Source organism: Deinococcus phoenicis (assembly GCF_000599865.1).
Classification (GTDB): Bacteria; Deinococcota; Deinococci; order Deinococcales; family Deinococcaceae; genus Deinococcus; species Deinococcus phoenicis.
In genome coordinates, this window is sequence record NZ_JHAC01000008.1 from 98,813 (window position 1) to 113,921 (window position 15,109).

Annotated in this window: 19 protein-coding genes; 13 read left to right on the forward strand and 6 right to left on the reverse strand. The window is 69.1% G+C overall.

Features of this window, described 5'->3' with window-relative positions; genetic code table 11:
• Positions 1-31: 31 nt before the first annotated feature.
• Together DEIPH_RS19075 and DEIPH_RS20335 are read left to right on the forward strand one after the other, a co-directional pair.
• A complete protein-coding gene (locus tag DEIPH_RS19075) occupies positions 32-301 on the forward strand; it encodes a BrnT family toxin (RefSeq protein ID WP_081790736.1) in 270 nt (89 codons plus the stop codon).
• A gap of 5 nt (positions 302-306) precedes the next feature.
• Complete coding sequence (locus DEIPH_RS20335) at positions 307-678, forward strand: hypothetical protein (RefSeq protein WP_034353401.1); 372 nt, start codon at positions 307-309, stop codon at positions 676-678.
• 197 nt (positions 679-875) lie between these two features.
• On the opposite strand, the gene DEIPH_RS19565 is transcribed toward DEIPH_RS20335, so the two are convergent.
• Positions 876-1,661 (reverse strand): hypothetical protein, encoded by a 786-nt coding sequence (locus tag DEIPH_RS19565; RefSeq protein ID WP_152544747.1) that lies wholly within the window; start codon positions 1,659-1,661, stop codon positions 876-878.
• A 117-nt stretch (positions 1,662-1,778) separates the two neighbouring features.
• Here DEIPH_RS19565 and DEIPH_RS02710 point away from each other — a divergent pair, with 117 nt between their 5' ends.
• Complete coding sequence (locus DEIPH_RS02710) at positions 1,779-2,207, forward strand: hypothetical protein (RefSeq protein ID WP_034353404.1); 429 nt, start codon at positions 1,779-1,781, stop codon at positions 2,205-2,207.
• Between the two features lie 58 nt (positions 2,208-2,265).
• Positions 2,266-2,487 carry a YwbE family protein gene (locus tag DEIPH_RS02715; protein WP_034353408.1) on the forward strand — a complete coding sequence of 74 codons (222 nt, stop codon included), beginning with the start codon at positions 2,266-2,268 and terminating at the stop codon, positions 2,485-2,487.
• Here the strand turns inward: DEIPH_RS02715 and DEIPH_RS02720 are convergent.
• The gene (locus tag DEIPH_RS02720) at positions 2,484-3,365 is read right to left on the reverse strand and encodes an SMP-30/gluconolactonase/LRE family protein (protein WP_034353412.1); all 882 of its coding nucleotides are present in this window, start codon (positions 3,363-3,365) and stop codon (positions 2,484-2,486) included. The genes DEIPH_RS02715 and DEIPH_RS02720 overlap by 4 nt on opposite strands.
• Positions 3,366-3,521: 156 nt before the next feature.
• Here DEIPH_RS02720 and DEIPH_RS02725 point away from each other — a divergent pair, with 156 nt between their 5' ends.
• From DEIPH_RS02725 to DEIPH_RS02755, 8 genes are all read left to right on the forward strand, one after another.
• Positions 3,522-4,319, forward strand: coding sequence for an AfsR/SARP family transcriptional regulator (locus tag DEIPH_RS02725; RefSeq protein ID WP_034353415.1), 798 nt, complete (start codon positions 3,522-3,524; stop codon positions 4,317-4,319).
• A gap of 100 nt (positions 4,320-4,419) precedes the next feature.
• On the forward strand, positions 4,420-4,890 hold the full coding sequence (locus DEIPH_RS02730) for a CBS domain-containing protein (protein ID WP_200868145.1): 471 nt from the start codon (positions 4,420-4,422) through the stop codon (positions 4,888-4,890).
• Complete coding sequence (locus tag DEIPH_RS20070) at positions 4,883-5,056, forward strand: hypothetical protein (protein WP_161636022.1); 174 nt, start codon at positions 4,883-4,885, stop codon at positions 5,054-5,056. Before DEIPH_RS02730 ends, DEIPH_RS20070 begins: the two co-directional genes overlap by 8 nt.
• A complete protein-coding gene (locus DEIPH_RS02735) occupies positions 5,056-5,643 on the forward strand; it encodes a cytochrome c oxidase subunit II (RefSeq protein ID WP_051517094.1) in 588 nt (195 codons plus the stop codon). The genes DEIPH_RS20070 and DEIPH_RS02735 overlap by 1 nt, the downstream gene beginning before the upstream one ends.
• A gap of 2 nt (positions 5,644-5,645) precedes the next feature.
• Positions 5,646-7,406, forward strand: coding sequence for a b(o/a)3-type cytochrome-c oxidase subunit 1 (locus DEIPH_RS02740; RefSeq protein WP_081790738.1), 1,761 nt, complete (start codon positions 5,646-5,648; stop codon positions 7,404-7,406).
• On the forward strand, positions 7,406-7,819 hold the full coding sequence (locus DEIPH_RS02745; RefSeq protein WP_034353418.1) for a c-type cytochrome: 414 nt from the start codon (positions 7,406-7,408) through the stop codon (positions 7,817-7,819). The genes DEIPH_RS02740 and DEIPH_RS02745 overlap by 1 nt, the downstream gene beginning before the upstream one ends.
• Positions 7,820-7,960: 141 nt before the next feature.
• Positions 7,961-8,998 carry an A/G-specific adenine glycosylase gene (gene mutY / locus DEIPH_RS02750; RefSeq protein WP_034353422.1) on the forward strand — a complete coding sequence of 346 codons (1,038 nt, stop codon included), beginning with the start codon at positions 7,961-7,963 and terminating at the stop codon, positions 8,996-8,998.
• A gap of 78 nt (positions 8,999-9,076) precedes the next feature.
• Positions 9,077-9,907: an isoprenyl transferase gene (locus DEIPH_RS02755; protein ID WP_034353425.1), complete on the forward strand. Its 831-nt coding sequence runs from the start codon at positions 9,077-9,079 to the stop codon at positions 9,905-9,907.
• Between the two features lie 48 nt (positions 9,908-9,955).
• Here the strand turns inward: DEIPH_RS02755 and DEIPH_RS02760 are convergent, their stop codons facing one another.
• Complete coding sequence (locus DEIPH_RS02760; protein WP_034353429.1) at positions 9,956-10,948, reverse strand: hypothetical protein; 993 nt, start codon at positions 10,946-10,948, stop codon at positions 9,956-9,958.
• A 155-nt stretch (positions 10,949-11,103) separates the two neighbouring features.
• Between DEIPH_RS02760 and DEIPH_RS02765 the strand changes: the two genes are divergently transcribed.
• Positions 11,104-12,777, forward strand: coding sequence for an HRDC domain-containing protein (locus DEIPH_RS02765; protein WP_034353432.1), 1,674 nt, complete (start codon positions 11,104-11,106; stop codon positions 12,775-12,777).
• Between the two features lie 198 nt (positions 12,778-12,975).
• Here the strand turns inward: DEIPH_RS02765 and DEIPH_RS02770 are convergent, their stop codons facing one another.
• From DEIPH_RS02770 to DEIPH_RS02780, 3 genes are read right to left on the reverse strand one after another with little or no spacing between them, the layout of a single operon-like run.
• Positions 12,976-13,311 carry a (2Fe-2S) ferredoxin domain-containing protein gene (locus tag DEIPH_RS02770; protein WP_034353436.1) on the reverse strand — a complete coding sequence of 112 codons (336 nt, stop codon included), beginning with the start codon at positions 13,309-13,311 and terminating at the stop codon, positions 12,976-12,978.
• 5 nt (positions 13,312-13,316) lie between these two features.
• Positions 13,317-14,114, reverse strand: coding sequence for an ABC transporter ATP-binding protein (locus tag DEIPH_RS02775; protein ID WP_034353439.1), 798 nt, complete (start codon positions 14,112-14,114; stop codon positions 13,317-13,319).
• Positions 14,107-15,108: a FecCD family ABC transporter permease gene (locus DEIPH_RS02780; RefSeq protein WP_051517095.1), complete on the reverse strand. Its 1,002-nt coding sequence runs from the start codon at positions 15,106-15,108 to the stop codon at positions 14,107-14,109. The genes DEIPH_RS02775 and DEIPH_RS02780 overlap by 8 nt, the downstream gene beginning before the upstream one ends.
• Position 15,109 lies beyond the last annotated feature (1 nt).

The following is a 15,109-nucleotide window of genomic DNA, read 5'->3' on the forward strand; positions in this document are numbered from 1 at the left end:
ACATACGAAAGCATACACTGAGCCCCAGCCGATGAAATTCGACTGGGACTTTGCCAACTTGGAGCATATTGCCCTTCATAAGGTGGAACCGGAGGAAGCAGAAGAAGCTGTGACCGATCCAGCGGCTATCCCCGGCGAACACGTCCACCGAGGGCCGAGAGGAGAGCGCCGCTTCGGTTTGATTGGAGCTACTGAAGCCGGACGGGTGCTGTTCGTGGTGCTGGAGAAACGGGGCGAGAAGTTCCGCGTCGTCACCGCTTATACAGCCGGAGCCGAAGAACGCACCGCTTATTACACATAGGAGGAATGACCATGACCGACACCGCCGAGAACATCAAGCGCATTCCGCTGGACGTTGGCGACCCCGTTCCAGAGAACATGACCACTGAGGAAGCCGCCGCCTTCTGGGACACGCACGCCCCGACCCGTGAGCGGATTGCCGCAGCTCAGAAGGATGAAGAAGCCTGGGCCCTCCTCAACGAGATTGCCCCCCGCCAGCGCCCCAAGCAACCGCGCCAGCCCAAAGCCACCTTTGTGACCACCCTGCGCCTCGACGAGGACATGGAAAAGCGGCTCAAGCACGTCGCCGCCTTGAAAAAGGTGCCGTACCAGACGCTGCTCAAGCAGTTCGTGGGCGAACGGCTGTATGAGGAGGAGAAGCGGTTGGGGGTGGTGTGAGGACTATTTAGACGCCCTTGCTTTCGTGAAGAAGTTGCGAGTAAAGTCTAGGAGAGGTTGGTGTAGTGGTAGCATAGTCCACCTTGGCCTAGACTTGTTTAGGAGTGGAAGGTCGGACCTTCAACTAGGCACCATTAGTGGATGGCGTGGGTTCAAATCCCTCACCTTAGTATAGTGATGCATTCCAAACTGCATCACTATTTTTGTATCAATTTGTTCTCATCCATGCTCCAATACGATACCTGCATTTCTTCATAATCTAGTAACTTTCTACCAAAAGCATATCTGTTGCCTTCCAATATTATTGGCAACGGAGCGTTGTTCATATGCTGATACACTCTATAGGCTTGTATAGACCCTCCTATCCCTAGATGCTCCTCATTACTCGATTTTATTGCATCGGATATGATATACAAGGGCTCCATATCAAATAATTTCACATCCTTATTTTTTATTTGATTTCTCATTATAGTAGTGAAGTGCCTTTTGTCGTCACCAGCTATGATGAAACTTGTGTCAACGTCTCCTGGCATTGCCAGTTTTGCACGTTCTTTTACAAATTTCTTTGAGCATTCATCGAACACTATCTTGTACATCTCAAACTTCTTGTGCATCCAGCAAAATCCAGCGATTATAAACTCAACCCTCACTTTGTTAAGTTCATGGAGCGAGGGCATTGTCTCCAATTGTCTATCGGAAACAACACCAGCAAAGAATCGCATAAGGTGACCCACCAGAGAATCTATTGTAAGGGCGCGAGATTTGGATTTATAAAAATTATCAACCGATGTTTGTGCCTGAAGCATTAATGGATATCCATATACTGTGTCTCCCGCATAACACATTACGGCATCTCCCCTCGAAAGGGGTACTATCTTCGCGCATGAGTCGAATGTTACGCTCCCCCTCGTGCGGCTATCAGACGCAATTACAAGCTCCTGATAATCCGGAAGAGATCTCAACCAACAGACTGCAAGTGTCATTATGTCACTCCCATAACCTTTTTAAAAGTTTAACATTCACAGCAATCATTGTATCGATATTTTATACATACGATTATCCTCTTCTTGAGAAGGAAGGAAGATTGCGGTCATCAGAACATGTCCAATGATAACTCCTCATCCGACCTCTACTCCGCCCTCGCCCGAATCCACCCTCCCCCTGACGCCCACCTCTCCTGCATCTGGGCGGCGGAGTCCCGGCCCGACGGGTGGGAGGACGTGCCGCCCGGCGTGCGGGCATGGTGGCTGTCCCTGACCTGGGAGTTGCTGATCGGGCCAGGATGGGGCCGCGTGGTGCTGGTGCAGGACGCAGGGTATCGGTGGTTCCGAATGCGGTACGACGTGCAGGAGGCGACGCCCGAGCGGATGCTGGCAGCGGTGGAGGATCAGCATGGGGCACCTTCGTCCAGCGGGACGTTCACGCTGGCGTGGGGTGCGGCTGTCGAGCGTGGCCGTGTGTTCTGCCGGGGCGCGGCGTTCAGCGTAGGGGATCAGTTGGGGGTGTGGGTGACTGATGGGTGGTCATAGGCGCTGACAGTGAAAGAGGGCAGCGCCTCCCCAACTTTCTCTCCCCTATCCTCCCCCCATGACCCCTCCCCCCCGTTCCGCCATTCGCCCCGGCCTCACTGTGGACATCGTGCAGAAGCAGGACCAATCCAGCGGCAGGCTCACGCGCGGCGTGGTGGCGCAACTGCTCACGCGCTCGCCCTCGCATCCGCACGGCATCAAGGTGCGACTCACCAGTGGGCAGGTCGGCCGGGTGCAGGCGGTGGTGACGGCAGACGGAGGCGGCCTCACCCAGGGCTAAAGCCGCAGCCCCCGGACCCGCGTGGGAATGTGATACAGCCCGGTGCTGGCGGTGAGATACAGCTCCGTACCGTCCAGCCCGCCGAAGCAGAGGTTGGCGACTGTTTCGGGCACCTGCACGCGGCCCAGTTCCTCGCCCTCCGGGGACAGGACATGCACGCCGTCCCCGGCGCTGCTCCAGACCCGGCCCGCCTCGTCCACCTGGAAACCGTCGGGAACACCGGGACGAGGGGTGGCCCAGCGCCCCTCGGAGACAGCGGTGCCGTCCGGGGCCAGACGGTAGCGGTAGATGTGCCCCTCGCCCTCAGCCGTGTCGGACACATAGAGCAGGTCGGCGCGGGCGAAGGCGAGGCCGTTGGGCATCAGGCGGTCGCGGATGGGAGCGGCCAGGGTGCCGTCGGGCGCGAGGCAGTACACGAAGTTACCGGGCTGTTCCTTCTCGCCGCCGTAGCCCTCCTCGGGCTTGTCGAGGCCGTAGGTGGGATCGCTGAACCACAGGCTACCGCCCGGGTGCAGGGCCACGTCGTTGGGGCTGTTCAGGCGGAGGCCCCCAAAGCGGTCGGCCAGCACGGTCCATTGGTCCGTTTCTTCCTGCCGCAGCAGCGCGCGCCGGCCGTGCGAGCAGGCGATCAGGCGGCCCCGCGCGTCCAGCGTATGCCCGTTCTGGTGGTGGCTGGGGTTCATTCCGGCTTGCAGGCCGCCCGCCCGCGACCAGCGCCAGGTCCGGTTCTGGCGCACGTCGCTGAAGATCACGGCCTGCGCCTCCGGCAGATAGACTGGACCCTCTGCCCAGGTGAAGCCGCCCGCCAGCCGGGTCAGCGCCGCTCCTGGCGGGAACAGGTCGAGAAACTCGGGACGGCGCGCGGCCAGGGGCGTCATGGTGAACATGCTGCGCCGGGGCAGCAGGCAGGGCGTGAGGGCAGGGCGCAGACCGGTTCACGTGCCCGCCGCAGGCCGACCGGAATGGGGTATGGAGAAAGGGGACACCTGCCTTCCACCGAAGGCGCATCCTACTTGTGAAGGGAGTCACGAGGAATGACCGACCTTGCTCCTATCCCCCCGACCCTCCACCTCCGCACGCTGGGTGACGCGGTGGTCACCGTGAACGGCCAGCCGCTCGTCTGGCCCGCCCGCAGCGCCGAGGACCTGCTGTGGTATCTGCACGCCCATCCGGGCGGCGCTTACCGGGCGGACCTGCTGGCCGACCTGTGGGGCCTGGAAGACACGCCCGCCGCCGCCAACCGCTTCCGGGTGGCGCTGCACCGCCTGCGGGCGACCCTGGGCCGCGCCGACGCCGTGAGCGAGGTGCGTGGCCGCTACACGCTCCACCCGGACCTGCTGGCGGCGAGTGACACGGCGGCGCTGCAAACGGCGCTCCAGGCCGCCAGCCTGGCCCGCACCGACGCCGAGCGTGAGGCGGTGCTGCGGCGGGCGCTGGCCTGCGTGGAGGGCGAATACCTGCCGCAGGTGCGCTCGGACTGGGTGGAGGAGGCGCGGGCGGGCTGGCGGGTGGCGCGGGTGCGGGTGTATGTGGCGCTGGCGACCCTGCACTGTGCGCGGCGCGAGTGCCCGCTGGCGACCCAGGCGCTGACGCGGGCGGTACAGGCCGATCCGCTGATCGGGGAAGACCACCACCAGCGCCTGATGACCTGCCTGGCGCAGACGCACGGGCGTTTCGAGGCGGTCGAGCATTACCGCCGCTACCGCCGTTACCTGCGCGAGGAGGTCGGGGACACCCCCATGCCCGACACGGTGGCGATTGCCGAGCGGCTCAAGGCGGGCGAGCTGCTGTGCCGGGAAGCCGAACTGGAGCGGGGGCAGGCCAGAGGGTAAGAGGGTAGGCCGGAGCCAGCACCGGGGGCCTTTCCCGAGGCCGCCGGCGGTAATGGCCCCGTAATGGGCAGACGAGACGCTGAATCATGGAGTCTCTGCCATGAACGTCGCCGCGCTGATGACCCCTTCAGCAGTCACGGTCACCCCCGACCACAGCCTTCCTGACGCGGCCCGGCTGATGCGCGTGCGGGGCATTCGCCGCCTGCCCGTGCTGGACGGCTCCCGGCTGGTCGGCATCGTGACCGACCGCGACCTGCGGGAAGCCATGCCGGGCCACCTGACCACCCTCAGCATGTGGGAAGCGACCACGCAGCTCGCGGGCGTCAGCGTGCGCGAGGTGATGCGCCGCAGCGTGGTCACCACCACCCCGGACGCCGACGCGAGGGACGCCGCCTACACGCTGCTGCACCGGCGCATCGGCGGCATGCCGGTGGTCGACGACGCGGGCGCGGTCGTGGGCATGCTCACCGTGACCGACCTGCTGCGGGACTACGCCCGGGCGCCTGAGGCCCCGGCGGACCGGTCCGGCGTTCCAGACGCTCCAGCCCAGATGGAGGCCCACCATGAATGATCCTTCCGTTCCGCCCGCGCGCCCCCGGGACGCCGCCCCGCACAGCCCGCCCCGCAAAACGCCCAGCGTGGTGCCCCTCGGCACGCTGATGCTGATCGCGGTGCTGCTGCTCTCGATCATCTGGCTGTGGATGCTGGTGCTGGGCATCCAGCAGGGCAGGGCCTGATGACCCGTCCCCAACCACCTTCCCAGCCGGGCGACGCGGTGCCCCGGCTGGAACACCACACGCTGAAGCGCTACGAGAGCATCTGGTTCGGGATCGCGGTCGTGATCTCGCTGTTCCTGTTCGTCAGCGTGATCGTCAGCTTTATCAGCGGCACCTACTCGGCCATCGGGGGCGGGGGCGGGCACCACATCACCGGCGTCACCAACGGGCGGCTGGACCCCCGCAACATCGCCGCGACGCCCTTTGCCAAACCCGGCCTGCGCGAGAACGCCGACGGCACGCTCGAAGCCTTCGTGGTCGCCAAGGCGTTCGCCTTCGATCCCCCGGTGCTGCGGGTGCCGGCGGGCCGCCCGGTGACCATCCACGTCACCTCGCTGGACGTGATGCACGGCTACGAGGTCGAGGGCACCAACATCAACGCCAGCGTGATTCCCGGCCAGGTCGCCAGCTTCACCACCACCTTCGGGCGGCCCGGCTCCCACGGCACCATCTGCAACGAGTACTGCGGCACCGGCCACCACAACATGCTGGGCCGCGTCGTGGTGGAAGCGCCCACCCCCCAGGCCGCGCGCCCGGCAGGAGAATAACTGTGACGACCTCCCCGCTCCCCTCCCCCCCACGGGGGGCCGCCGTGCTGGACACGCACGCGGCGCGCCAGGCTCCCCCCATCACCGACGCCGCCGCCCTCGCCAGCCTGAAAAAGCTCACGCAGTACTACATCGTGACGGCCTTCCTGGCCCTCTTCGTGGGCGTGATGATCGGCCCGCTGCAAGCCCTGAACTACGGCGGCATCAACGTCTATGACCTGCCGATCATCCGCAACCTGCTCAAATCGTACTACCAGGGCCTCAGCCTGCACGGCGTGCTGAACGCGCTGGTGTTCACGCAATTTTTCATCAGCGGCTGGATGCTGTACCTGCCGGTACGTGACCTGGGCGCGCGCATCAACCTGAAGTTCGCGTGGTTCACGTACCTGCTGATGACGGCGGGCCTCCTGATGGCCGCTGTGCCGCTGCTGCTCAACCACGCCACCCTGCTCTACACCTTCTACCCGCCGATGGAGGGGGACGCCCTTTTCTATATCGGGGCGGCGATCATGGTGGGGTCGAGCCTGCTGGTGGTCGGCCAGGTCGTGCTGACCTGGTGGAACTGGAAAAAGGCGAACCCGGGCCGGGTCACGCCGCTGGTCACGTATATGAGCGTCGCCACCTGGATGATGTGGTTCGTCGCCTCGCTGGGCATCGTGATCGAGGTCGTCGGGGTGCTGATTCCCTGGTCGCTGGGCCTGACACCCGGGGTGGACCCGCTGCTGTCCAAGACGCTGTTCTGGTGGACGGGCCACGCCATCGTGTATTTCTGGGTGCTGCCCGCCTACATCTCGTGGTACGCCTTCATTCCGCGCCACGCCGGGGGCCGCACGGTCTCCGAACCGCTGACGCGGCTGGCCTTCCTCCTGTTTCTGCTCAACAGCACACCGGTCGGGCTGCACCACCAGTACTCGGACCCCAACATCTCGGTGCTGTGGAAGACGCTGCACATGTTCCTGACGTTCCTGATCGCCATTCCCAGCCTGCTGACCGCCTTCAGCGTGACGGCCTCGCTGGAGGACGCGGCGCGGGCACGCGGCGGGCGCGGCCTGTTCGGCTGGGTCACCCGACTGCCCTGGGGCAACGCGATTTTCAGCGCGCAGGTGCTGGCGATGATCTCCTTCATCCTGGGCGGGGCGGGCGGCATCGTGAACGCCAGCTCGACCTTCGCGCCGGTCGTCCACAACACGGCCTGGATTCCGGGGCACTTCCACATCACGGTGGGCACGGCCACCACCCTGACGTTCATGGGCGTGGCCCTGTGGCTGATTCCGCACCTGACGGGCAAGCGCCTGCCCAGCATGAAACTCGCCTCGGCGGCGGTCTGGACCTGGTTTCTCGGCATGATGGTCTTTGCGCTGGGGATGCACTGGCAGGGCCTGTACGGCGTGACGCGCCGCGCGCAGATCAGCGCGACCGCCCAGGACATCTACCGCGACATGCCCATCGCCCTGCCCACCGCGCTGACGGCCATCAGCGGCGTGATTCTGCTGGTCAGCGCCGTGCTGTACTTTTACGTCCTGTTCCGGATGCTGCTCTCGAAACGCGTGGACGACGGCGAAGTCGCGGCCCCCATCCCCTACAGCGAGGCGATCAGCCCCGCCGGGGAGAACCTGGGGGCGGCCAGCCGCCTGGTGCGCGCCACCGAGCCGCTGCTGGCCTACTGGGTGCTGGCGCTGGCGCTGGTGCTGCTGATGTACGGCCCGGTGCTGGGCCGCATGATCGCCAACCTGCAACTCGTTCCCGGCTGGAGGCTGTACTGATGAGCAGCGAGCGTGCCTTCACGTCCCGCGAGGTGGCGGGCATCCTGACCTTCGCCGCGCTGGCCGCCGCCACCGCCATTCTGTCCTACCGCGCCGGGATCGGCATGTCGGGCGGCGCGGGCGGCGCGGAAATGGCGGCCCCGGTGGCGGCGGCCCCGGTCAACGGCCAGGCCCTCTACGCGTCGAACTGCGCGGGCTGCCACGGCGGGCAGGCCCAGGGCGGCGTCGGCCCGGCGCTGGGCGTCACCAAGAGCTGGGCGGACGCGGCCTTCAAGGAAGCGGTGCTGCACGGCAAGGCCGAGGGTCGGGAACTCGCGCCCGTGATGCCCCGGTTCGCGGACACCGGTCTGGACGGCGCACCGGCCACCGACGAGCAGGTCACCGCCATTCACGCCTACCTCAAGGGGCTGTAGCCAAGGGGCCACAACTCTCCTCGCGGCTCTGTCTCCCTTCATGCGGGCGCTCCCAGGGGCGTCCGCTTCGTCTGTCTCTGGGGGCCACGCCCGCCGACCGATCACACGGTGAGGCGGGCCGCCGCCGGCTACACTCGCGCGGTGAAAGGGGCCGCTTCTACTCTGCCTGCCGTCCGCGCCGCGCTGCTCGCCTGGTTTGACCGCGAGGGGCGCGACCTGCCCTGGCGGGTGGGGCCGGAGGGCGGGCGCGACCCCTACCGCGTGTGGGTGTCGGAAGTGCTCTTGCAGCAGACGCAGGTGGCGCGCGGGCGGGTGTATTTCGAGCGGTTCCTCGAAGCCTTCCCCACCGTGCAGGCGCTGGCCGACACACCCATTGAGGCGGTGCTGAAAGCCTGGGAGGGCTGCGGCTACTACGCGCGGGCCAGAAACCTGCACCGGGCGGCGGGCGTGATCGTGCGGGGGGGCATGCCGACCACGTATGACGGCTGGCGGGCGCTGCCGGGCGTCGGCCCCTACACGGCGGCGGCGGTGGCGAGCCTCGCTTGCGGGGAAGCGCGGGCGGTCAACGACGGGAACGTGCGGCGGGTGCTGGCGCGGCTCTGCGGCGAGCGGCAACCCAGCGCGGCCTGGGTCCAGGCGCGGGCGGACGACCTGCTCGATCCCGCGCGGCCCGGGGCCTGCAACGAGGCGGTGATGGACCTGGGCGCGACCGTCTGCACGCCCAAAGCGCCGAAGTGCGGCGCGTGTCCGGTGTCGGCGTGGTGCGCGGCGTTGGGGTCGGGTGAACCGGCGGCCTTTCCCGCGCCGAAGGTCCGCGCCGCCGTGCGCGAGGTGCGCGCCGTCGCCCTGCTGCTGGGCGACGCGCGGGAGGCCGTGCTGGAACGCCGGGAAGGCACCCTGCTCGGCGGCCTGATGGGCCTCCCGACCGAGGAGGTGGTGGGGGGCGAGGCCGAACGGGACGCCCTGGCCCGGCTGGCAACCCGCCTGGGCGCGGCGGTGACCGGCGAACTCGGCACCGTCACGCACGGCATGACGCACCGCCGCGTGTCCCTGACGGTCTATGCCGGAACCGGGGGGCCGCCCCGGACGTGGGTGGAAGGCGCGGCCCTCGCGCGCCTGGATCACAAGGCGCTGGCGCTGTGGGACGCCCGGCAGGCCTCGCTCTTCGCCCACGCCTGAGCCTGGCGGTCCCTCCCGACGTCCTGCCCCTTTTGATGGAGGCCCCCTCTTTCCCCAGGCAGTAAACTGACCCGCGTGATGAGCCGTGAACCCCTCAAGGTCGCCGTGCGCACCGCGAAAAAGACGCGGGATGCGGCGCGGGGTGCCCTGCTGTGGGGCTACGAGCAGCGCCTGGGCCGCGCCGTGAAGGCCCACGGCAAGATGCCCCGCCACCTGGGCCTGATTCTGGACGGCAACCGGCGTTTTGCCCGCGCCACCGGCCTGCAACGCGAGATGGGCCATTCCTTCGGGGCCGACAAGGCGCACGAGGTCCTCCAGTGGTGCCTGGAACTGGGCATTCCCGCCGTTACCATCTGGGTGCTGAGCACCGACAACACCAGCCGCGACCCGGAAGAACTCGCGCATATCCTGCGGCTGCTGGAGCGGGAGGCGCGCAACCTGGCGACCGACCCGCGCATCCACGCCAACCGGGTGCAGGTGCGGGCCATCGGGCAGCACCGTGACTTTCCGCCCAACGTCCTCCAGGCCCTGCAAGACCTGGAGCAGAAGACCGCCCACTACGACGGCATGCGCCTGAACATCGCGGTGGGCTACGGCGGGCGCGAGGAGATCGTGGACGCGGTCAGAGCCTACCTCCAGGGGCAGGCGGCGGCGGGAACCCCCCTCGCGCAGGTGGCCCAGACGCTGCGACCCGAAGACATCAGCGCGCACCTGTACACGGCGGGCGTGCCCGACCCCGACTTCATCATCCGCACCAGCGGCGAGATTCGCCTCTCGGGCTTCATGCTGTGGCAGAGCGTGTATTCCGAGTATTACTTCTGCGACGTGTACTGGCCGGGGTTTCGCCGGGTGGATTTCCTGCGTGCCCTGCGCGACTTTCAGGGCCGAGACCGCAGATTCGGGAAATAGGCGCAGAGGTCCGCCCCGCAACCGACCTCGCCCGGCACGCCGCCGCCCTCAGCGGGCCTGCATGTTCTGATTCAGGCGCAGCACCATCTGCATCTGCGAGCCGTCGGGCTGGGTCATGGTCATGCGCATCCGCATGGTCTGGGTCATGGACTGACCGGCGGGCAGGCCGTCCGGGCGGTAGAGGCTCTGGCCGCTCTGCTGCCCGCCCAGCAGTTCCAGGCGCATCCGCAGGGGCATGGTCTTGCTCTGGAGGTCGCCCAGTTCGACGGTCCAGGTGCCCAGGTTGCTGCTGACGTCGAAGATCCGCTGCCCACCGGCGGCGGTGCCCCGGTAGGTGGTGGTCGTGCGGACCGTCAGCGGGCTGGCCTTGACGTTGCCCAGGGGATTTCCCTCCCCCAGGCTGGCCGTCAGGGCGCCGATCAGACTGCCCATCAGGGCCTGCGCGTCCACGGTCGTGGTCTGGGTGCGGGGCTGGCCCGCCGTGAAGGTCTGGCCGTAGAGGCTGGTCAGGTCGCTGCCCCCGGTGTTCACCTGCGCCCTGAGGACCTCGGGCGAGAGGGCCTGCAACGCCGACTGGACCGCCGGGTTATCGCTTTCGGCGCGCGTGACCCGTGTCTGGCCGTTCGGCGCGACCGTCTGCACGATCCGGATGTTGATCGCGGGTTGCCCCGGCACGCTGGTCGCGGCGGTGTTCAGCAGGGTGACCGTCCCGTCCGCCGCACGCCCCTGCACCTTGTAAAAGGTCTTGACGGCCGTGGTCTGCGTCGCCGCGCCGCTCAGGCCCCGCTGGATGTCGGCGCGCATCCTGGCGAGCTGGGCCGCCTCCATCTTCTGGCCGCCGGGTCCGGTCACCTGGAGGTCTTCGAGCGTGAGCTGGGTTCTGACGCTGGTGGTAAGCTGCACGCTCGTCCCGGGCTGCGCGGTCAGGCGCAGGGCCGTGGTGGCGGCCGGGGTGGACGCGGCGGGCACGGACGCCGGCTGAACCGTCTGGGCGTGGGCGGCGGGCACAGCGAGCAGCAGGGCGGTCAGCAGCGTCTTCATATGGAAAAGAGTACGCAGGCGGCCGGAGGGAGGTTGCCGCAGGGGCCTCAACCCTCAGCTTTGATGAAGGCGGCCCGGTGGGCGCAGGCCCGTTCGCCTTGACGCGTGCCTGATCCGGCGGGCCTGCGGCGGACGCGTGCGGCACAATGGACCGTATGACCGACCCCTCTGACCTGTCCCGTCCCGACCTGCGCCCGGAGTCCCGACCCGATGCCCGGCTGGTGGCCCTGCACGCCGGGCGGGGGGACCCCCACCTGCGGCTGGCTGCGGCCCTGGCGGCCCTGGAAGGCGCGGATTGGGGCCTGACGCTGGCGGGCGAGGCGGCGCTGGCGCGGCAACTGGCCGCCCTGCTGGGACCTGGCGTGCTGCGGGTGGACGAGCGGCTGGGAGTGAACCGCGCCGCACTCGCCGGACAGGGCCTGGCCGCCGCGACCCTCGACGCCGACTGGACGGGCGCGCGCGGTGTGTGGCTGGCCGAACCCGACGACCGGCTGCTGCGCCGCGCGGAGCGGGCGGGGGTGCCCGTCATCGTGGACGCCACCCTCGCGCCGGGGGGCGGCTGGTTCACGCGGGGCGCGGCCTACGTGGTGTACCGCGACGGCGTGACCCTGACCGGCTTCGGGGACGGACACCTCGCGCTGCTGTTCGGGCCGGGCCGCGCGCCGGCGCCCGCCGCGCCCGCCCCCGCCGACGTGACGGTGGCGCTGGCCCTGCGCGACGTGGCGACGTTGCCGCTGCGGCTGGCGCGCAGTGCCCGCACCGTCGAGCAACTCGCCGAGCGCCTGGGGGGCGGCGCGCTGCCCTTCGGGCCGACGGCGCTGCTGCTGCCACCGGACGCCGCGCCCGACACGCCCGCCCTGCCCGGCGGCGTGCTGGCCGCGACCCGCAGCGTGGAGGGCGGCGTGGTCCTGACGCCCGGCCTCCAGGACGCGGGGGCGGCGCTGGCCCTGCTGCGGCCCGGGGCCGCGCACCCGGTGACGGCCCCACAACCCCTGGTCCGTGATCTGGAGGAGGCAGAGGCGACCGGGCGGCCCGACTTTCCCCAGGCCGCCCGCCCGGCCCCCGCGCGGGAAACGCAGCCCGACCGGGACGCCCGGCCCCCCCGCCGCGAGGGCCGCTTCCGCCCGGACCGCAGCGGTGAACGAACCGGCCGCCTCCCGCTGCCGGACCAGCCCCGCCCAGATAGCGCCGCGCCGGATGCCCCGGAACCCCCCGCCCGCGTGATCTTCGACGCCCCAGCGCCCCACCCGGCCCCCGTCACCAGTGAGGCGACCGAGGAGGAGATCTGGACGCCCGAGATCGTGTACAGCGACTCCACCCCCGAAGCCCCCGCCTCTCTGCCCACGCCGATCAGCGGCGGGCCGGACGCGCCGGAACTGGAAGTCACGCCGTCCCTCGCCCCCCGCGAAGAGACCACCGACGAACCCACCAGCGAGGAGGCCGGAGAGCCGGACACGGAACCCCAGCCGGAGGCCGCGCCGGAGCCTCAGCCCACCGCACCGGCCGAAGTCCAGGCGGAACCCGCCGCACCCGACCTCGTCCTCACGCCCGATCTGCCCAGCACCGCCGTGGGGGAAGGCGGCGCGTCCGACCCCGCCGCCGACCTTACCGACGAGCAGGCCGCGATCTATGCCCGGCTGCGCGAGTGGCGCAACGCCGAGGCGCGGCGCCAGGAGGTCAGCCGCTTCATCATCGCCAGCAACGCCACCCTGGCCGAGATCGCCCGCCGCGTGCCCTACACCGAGGCCGACCTCAAGGCCGTGCGCGGCATGGGGCCGGAGCGCCTGCGGAAATACGGCGAGAAGATTCTGGAGGTGGTGCGGGGATAAAGGGGAGGGAGTGAGCCGCGGACCACGCCCGGCCTGCTCTGGTCCAGGCTCAGGTTGACGGTCCCCGCCCCTTAGCGCCGAAAATCACCACCGTTCCGTGGCCCCAGTGCTTCCCCACTGGGGTCGCCTCATTTCCGGGGGTGTCCGCTCCGCTGCGCGCTTGTCATGCCGCCCGAAGCTGGGACCATCTGCCGGTTTTCACGGCCCGTACTTGCGCTCTTCCGGCAACTCGGTCCCCTCATGCACCGCCTGGGCGACTCTGGCGGCCAGCGGGAAATCCACGGCGGCGTACCAGCCCTCTTCCAGCTCGCTGCCCCGGTGACGGTACACGCACAGGGTGGGGCCATAGCTGCACGCGCCCAGGCAGCCGCTCTCGGTGAGGCGGACGCTGCCGCCCGCCTTGTAGTAGGCGAGGCCGGAACGTTCCAGCTGGTTCCAGAGGGCCTTGTGCAGCAGCACCGAGCCTCGGGCCTGACAGTTCTGGCCCTGGCAGATCAGGAGGTGGCCCCGTGTGGGAAAGAACTTGGGCGGCATAGGGGTCAATCCTCCGGGATCACGAGCAGGCGGCCCGCGTCACGGGTCACCCGGGCACGCAGGCCATAGGCGGCATGCAGGTGCGGGGGGGTCAGGACTTCTTCGGGTGTGCCCTGCGCCAGCACGCGGCCCTGGTGCAGCAGCAGCAGCCGGTCGGCACGGGCGGCGAGGCCGAGGTCGTGCAGCACGGCCACGACGCCCAGGCCCCCGGCAGCCTCGCAGCGCACGTGGCGGATCACGTCGAGCTGGTAGGCGAGGTCGAGGTGGTTGGTGGGTTCGTCGAGCAGCAGAAAGCGGGGCTGCGTGGCGAGCGCGCGGGCCAGGCTGACGCGCTGGCGTTCGCCGCCCGACAGCTCGCTGACGCGCCGGTCCTCGAAGCGCAGGGTATCGGTGCGGGTCAGGGCGCCCGTCACGGCGTCCTCGTCGGCCTGGGTCCAGGGGCGGGTGGGAATCAGACCCCACTTCCATGCGCCTGCGCCGCGCCCGAGGGCCACCACGTCGCGCACGCGGGCATCCGGCGGCAGCGCCTCGCCCTGCGCGAGGTAGGCCAGGGTGCGGGCACGTTCCGGGCGCGGCCACGCGCGCAGCGGGCGACCCAGCAGGCGGACCTCTCCCGACTCCGGCCGGGTCAGGCCCAGCAGCGCGCGCAGCAACGTACTTTTGCCCGCCCCGTTCGGCCCAATGACGGCGGCGAACTGCCCGGCCTGAAAACGGGCGCTGACCCCCCGCACGGCGGGAAAGCTCCCGGCCCGGACGTGCAGGGCCTCCGCTTCCAGCGTGTCGGCGCGCTCCTCCCTACTCATCCCGCCCCCGCCGCAGCAGCCACAGAAAGAACGGCCCCCCCAGCAGCGTCGTGACCACGCCGACCTGCGAGAGGGGCGTGGTCCGCGCCAGCAGGTCGGCCAGCACCAGCAGCGCGCCGCCCAGCAGCGCCGAGACGGGCAGCAGCACCCGGTGGTTGGCCCCCCACGCCAGCCGGACCACGTGCGGCACGATCAACCCCACGAAGCCGATGATGCCCACGTAGGCGACGGCGGCGGCGGTGGCGAGGCTGGCCGCGATCACCACCAGCAGCCGCAGCCGCTCGACGGGCACGCCCAGGCTGCGGGCGGTCAGATCGCCCAGTTGCAGGGTGTCGAGCGCCCGCCCCAGCCCGATCAGCACGCCGCAGCCGAGGACGGCATACGGCAGCACGGTCGCCACGTCGCGCCACCCGCTGAAGCCCAGGTCACCCAGGGTGTAGGCCAGCACCTGCCGCGCCCGGTCCTCGCCACGCAGGATCAGGAAGGTGGTGAAGGCACTCAGGACGCTGCCGACCACCACCCCCGCCAGAATCAGGCGGGTGGGCGGAAACCGCCGCCCCTCCCGCGCCAGGGCCAGGGTCACGGTGACCGCCGCGAGGGCCGCCGCCAGCGCCGCCAGCGGAATACTGCCGCGCGGCCACCCCGCCACGATGCCCACCGTCGCGCCCAGTCCGGCCCCACTCGCCACGCCCAGCAGGTAGGGGTCGGCCAGCGGGTTACGGAACACCCCCTGAAAGGCCCCGCCGCACACCGCCAGGCACGCCCCGACCACCACGCCCATCACCACGCGCGGCAGGCGAATCTGCCACACGATCACATCGTTCCCGGCGAGTTCTGCCCCACTCAGGCCGCGCCACAGCGCCCCCAGCACCTCGCCGGGCGCCAGGCGGACGCTGCCCAGGCCGACCGCCAGCACGATCACGGCGAGCAGCAGCGCCACCAGTGCGGCGGTGCGGCCCAGGTGCCGGGACCGGGGGGCGGCGGGCAGGGCCACA

Coding starts and splice junctions, on each gene's coding strand:
- DEIPH_RS19075 (WP_081790736.1), top strand. CDS start 32: ATGAAATTCGACTGGGACTTTGCCAACTTGGAGCATATTGCCCTTCAT.
- DEIPH_RS20335 (WP_034353401.1), top strand. CDS start 307: ATGACCATGACCGACACCGCCGAGAACATCAAGCGCATTCCGCTGGAC.
- DEIPH_RS19565 (WP_152544747.1), bottom strand. CDS start 1,661: ATGACACTTGCAGTCTGTTGGTTGAGATCTCTTCCGGATTATCAGGAG.
- DEIPH_RS02710 (WP_034353404.1), top strand. CDS start 1,779: ATGTCCAATGATAACTCCTCATCCGACCTCTACTCCGCCCTCGCCCGA.
- DEIPH_RS02715 (WP_034353408.1), top strand. CDS start 2,266: ATGACCCCTCCCCCCCGTTCCGCCATTCGCCCCGGCCTCACTGTGGAC.
- DEIPH_RS02720 (WP_034353412.1), bottom strand. CDS start 3,365: ATGACGCCCCTGGCCGCGCGCCGTCCCGAGTTTCTCGACCTGTTCCCG.
- DEIPH_RS02725 (WP_034353415.1), top strand. CDS start 3,522: ATGACCGACCTTGCTCCTATCCCCCCGACCCTCCACCTCCGCACGCTG.
- DEIPH_RS02730 (WP_200868145.1), top strand. CDS start 4,420: ATGAACGTCGCCGCGCTGATGACCCCTTCAGCAGTCACGGTCACCCCC.
- DEIPH_RS20070 (WP_161636022.1), top strand. CDS start 4,883: ATGAATGATCCTTCCGTTCCGCCCGCGCGCCCCCGGGACGCCGCCCCG.
- DEIPH_RS02735 (WP_051517094.1), top strand. CDS start 5,056: ATGACCCGTCCCCAACCACCTTCCCAGCCGGGCGACGCGGTGCCCCGG.
- DEIPH_RS02745 (WP_034353418.1), top strand. CDS start 7,406: ATGAGCAGCGAGCGTGCCTTCACGTCCCGCGAGGTGGCGGGCATCCTG.
- DEIPH_RS02755 (WP_034353425.1), top strand. CDS start 9,077: ATGAGCCGTGAACCCCTCAAGGTCGCCGTGCGCACCGCGAAAAAGACG.
- DEIPH_RS02760 (WP_034353429.1), bottom strand. CDS start 10,948: ATGAAGACGCTGCTGACCGCCCTGCTGCTCGCTGTGCCCGCCGCCCAC.
- DEIPH_RS02765 (WP_034353432.1), top strand. CDS start 11,104: ATGACCGACCCCTCTGACCTGTCCCGTCCCGACCTGCGCCCGGAGTCC.
- DEIPH_RS02770 (WP_034353436.1), bottom strand. CDS start 13,311: ATGCCGCCCAAGTTCTTTCCCACACGGGGCCACCTCCTGATCTGCCAG.
- DEIPH_RS02775 (WP_034353439.1), bottom strand. CDS start 14,114: ATGAGTAGGGAGGAGCGCGCCGACACGCTGGAAGCGGAGGCCCTGCAC.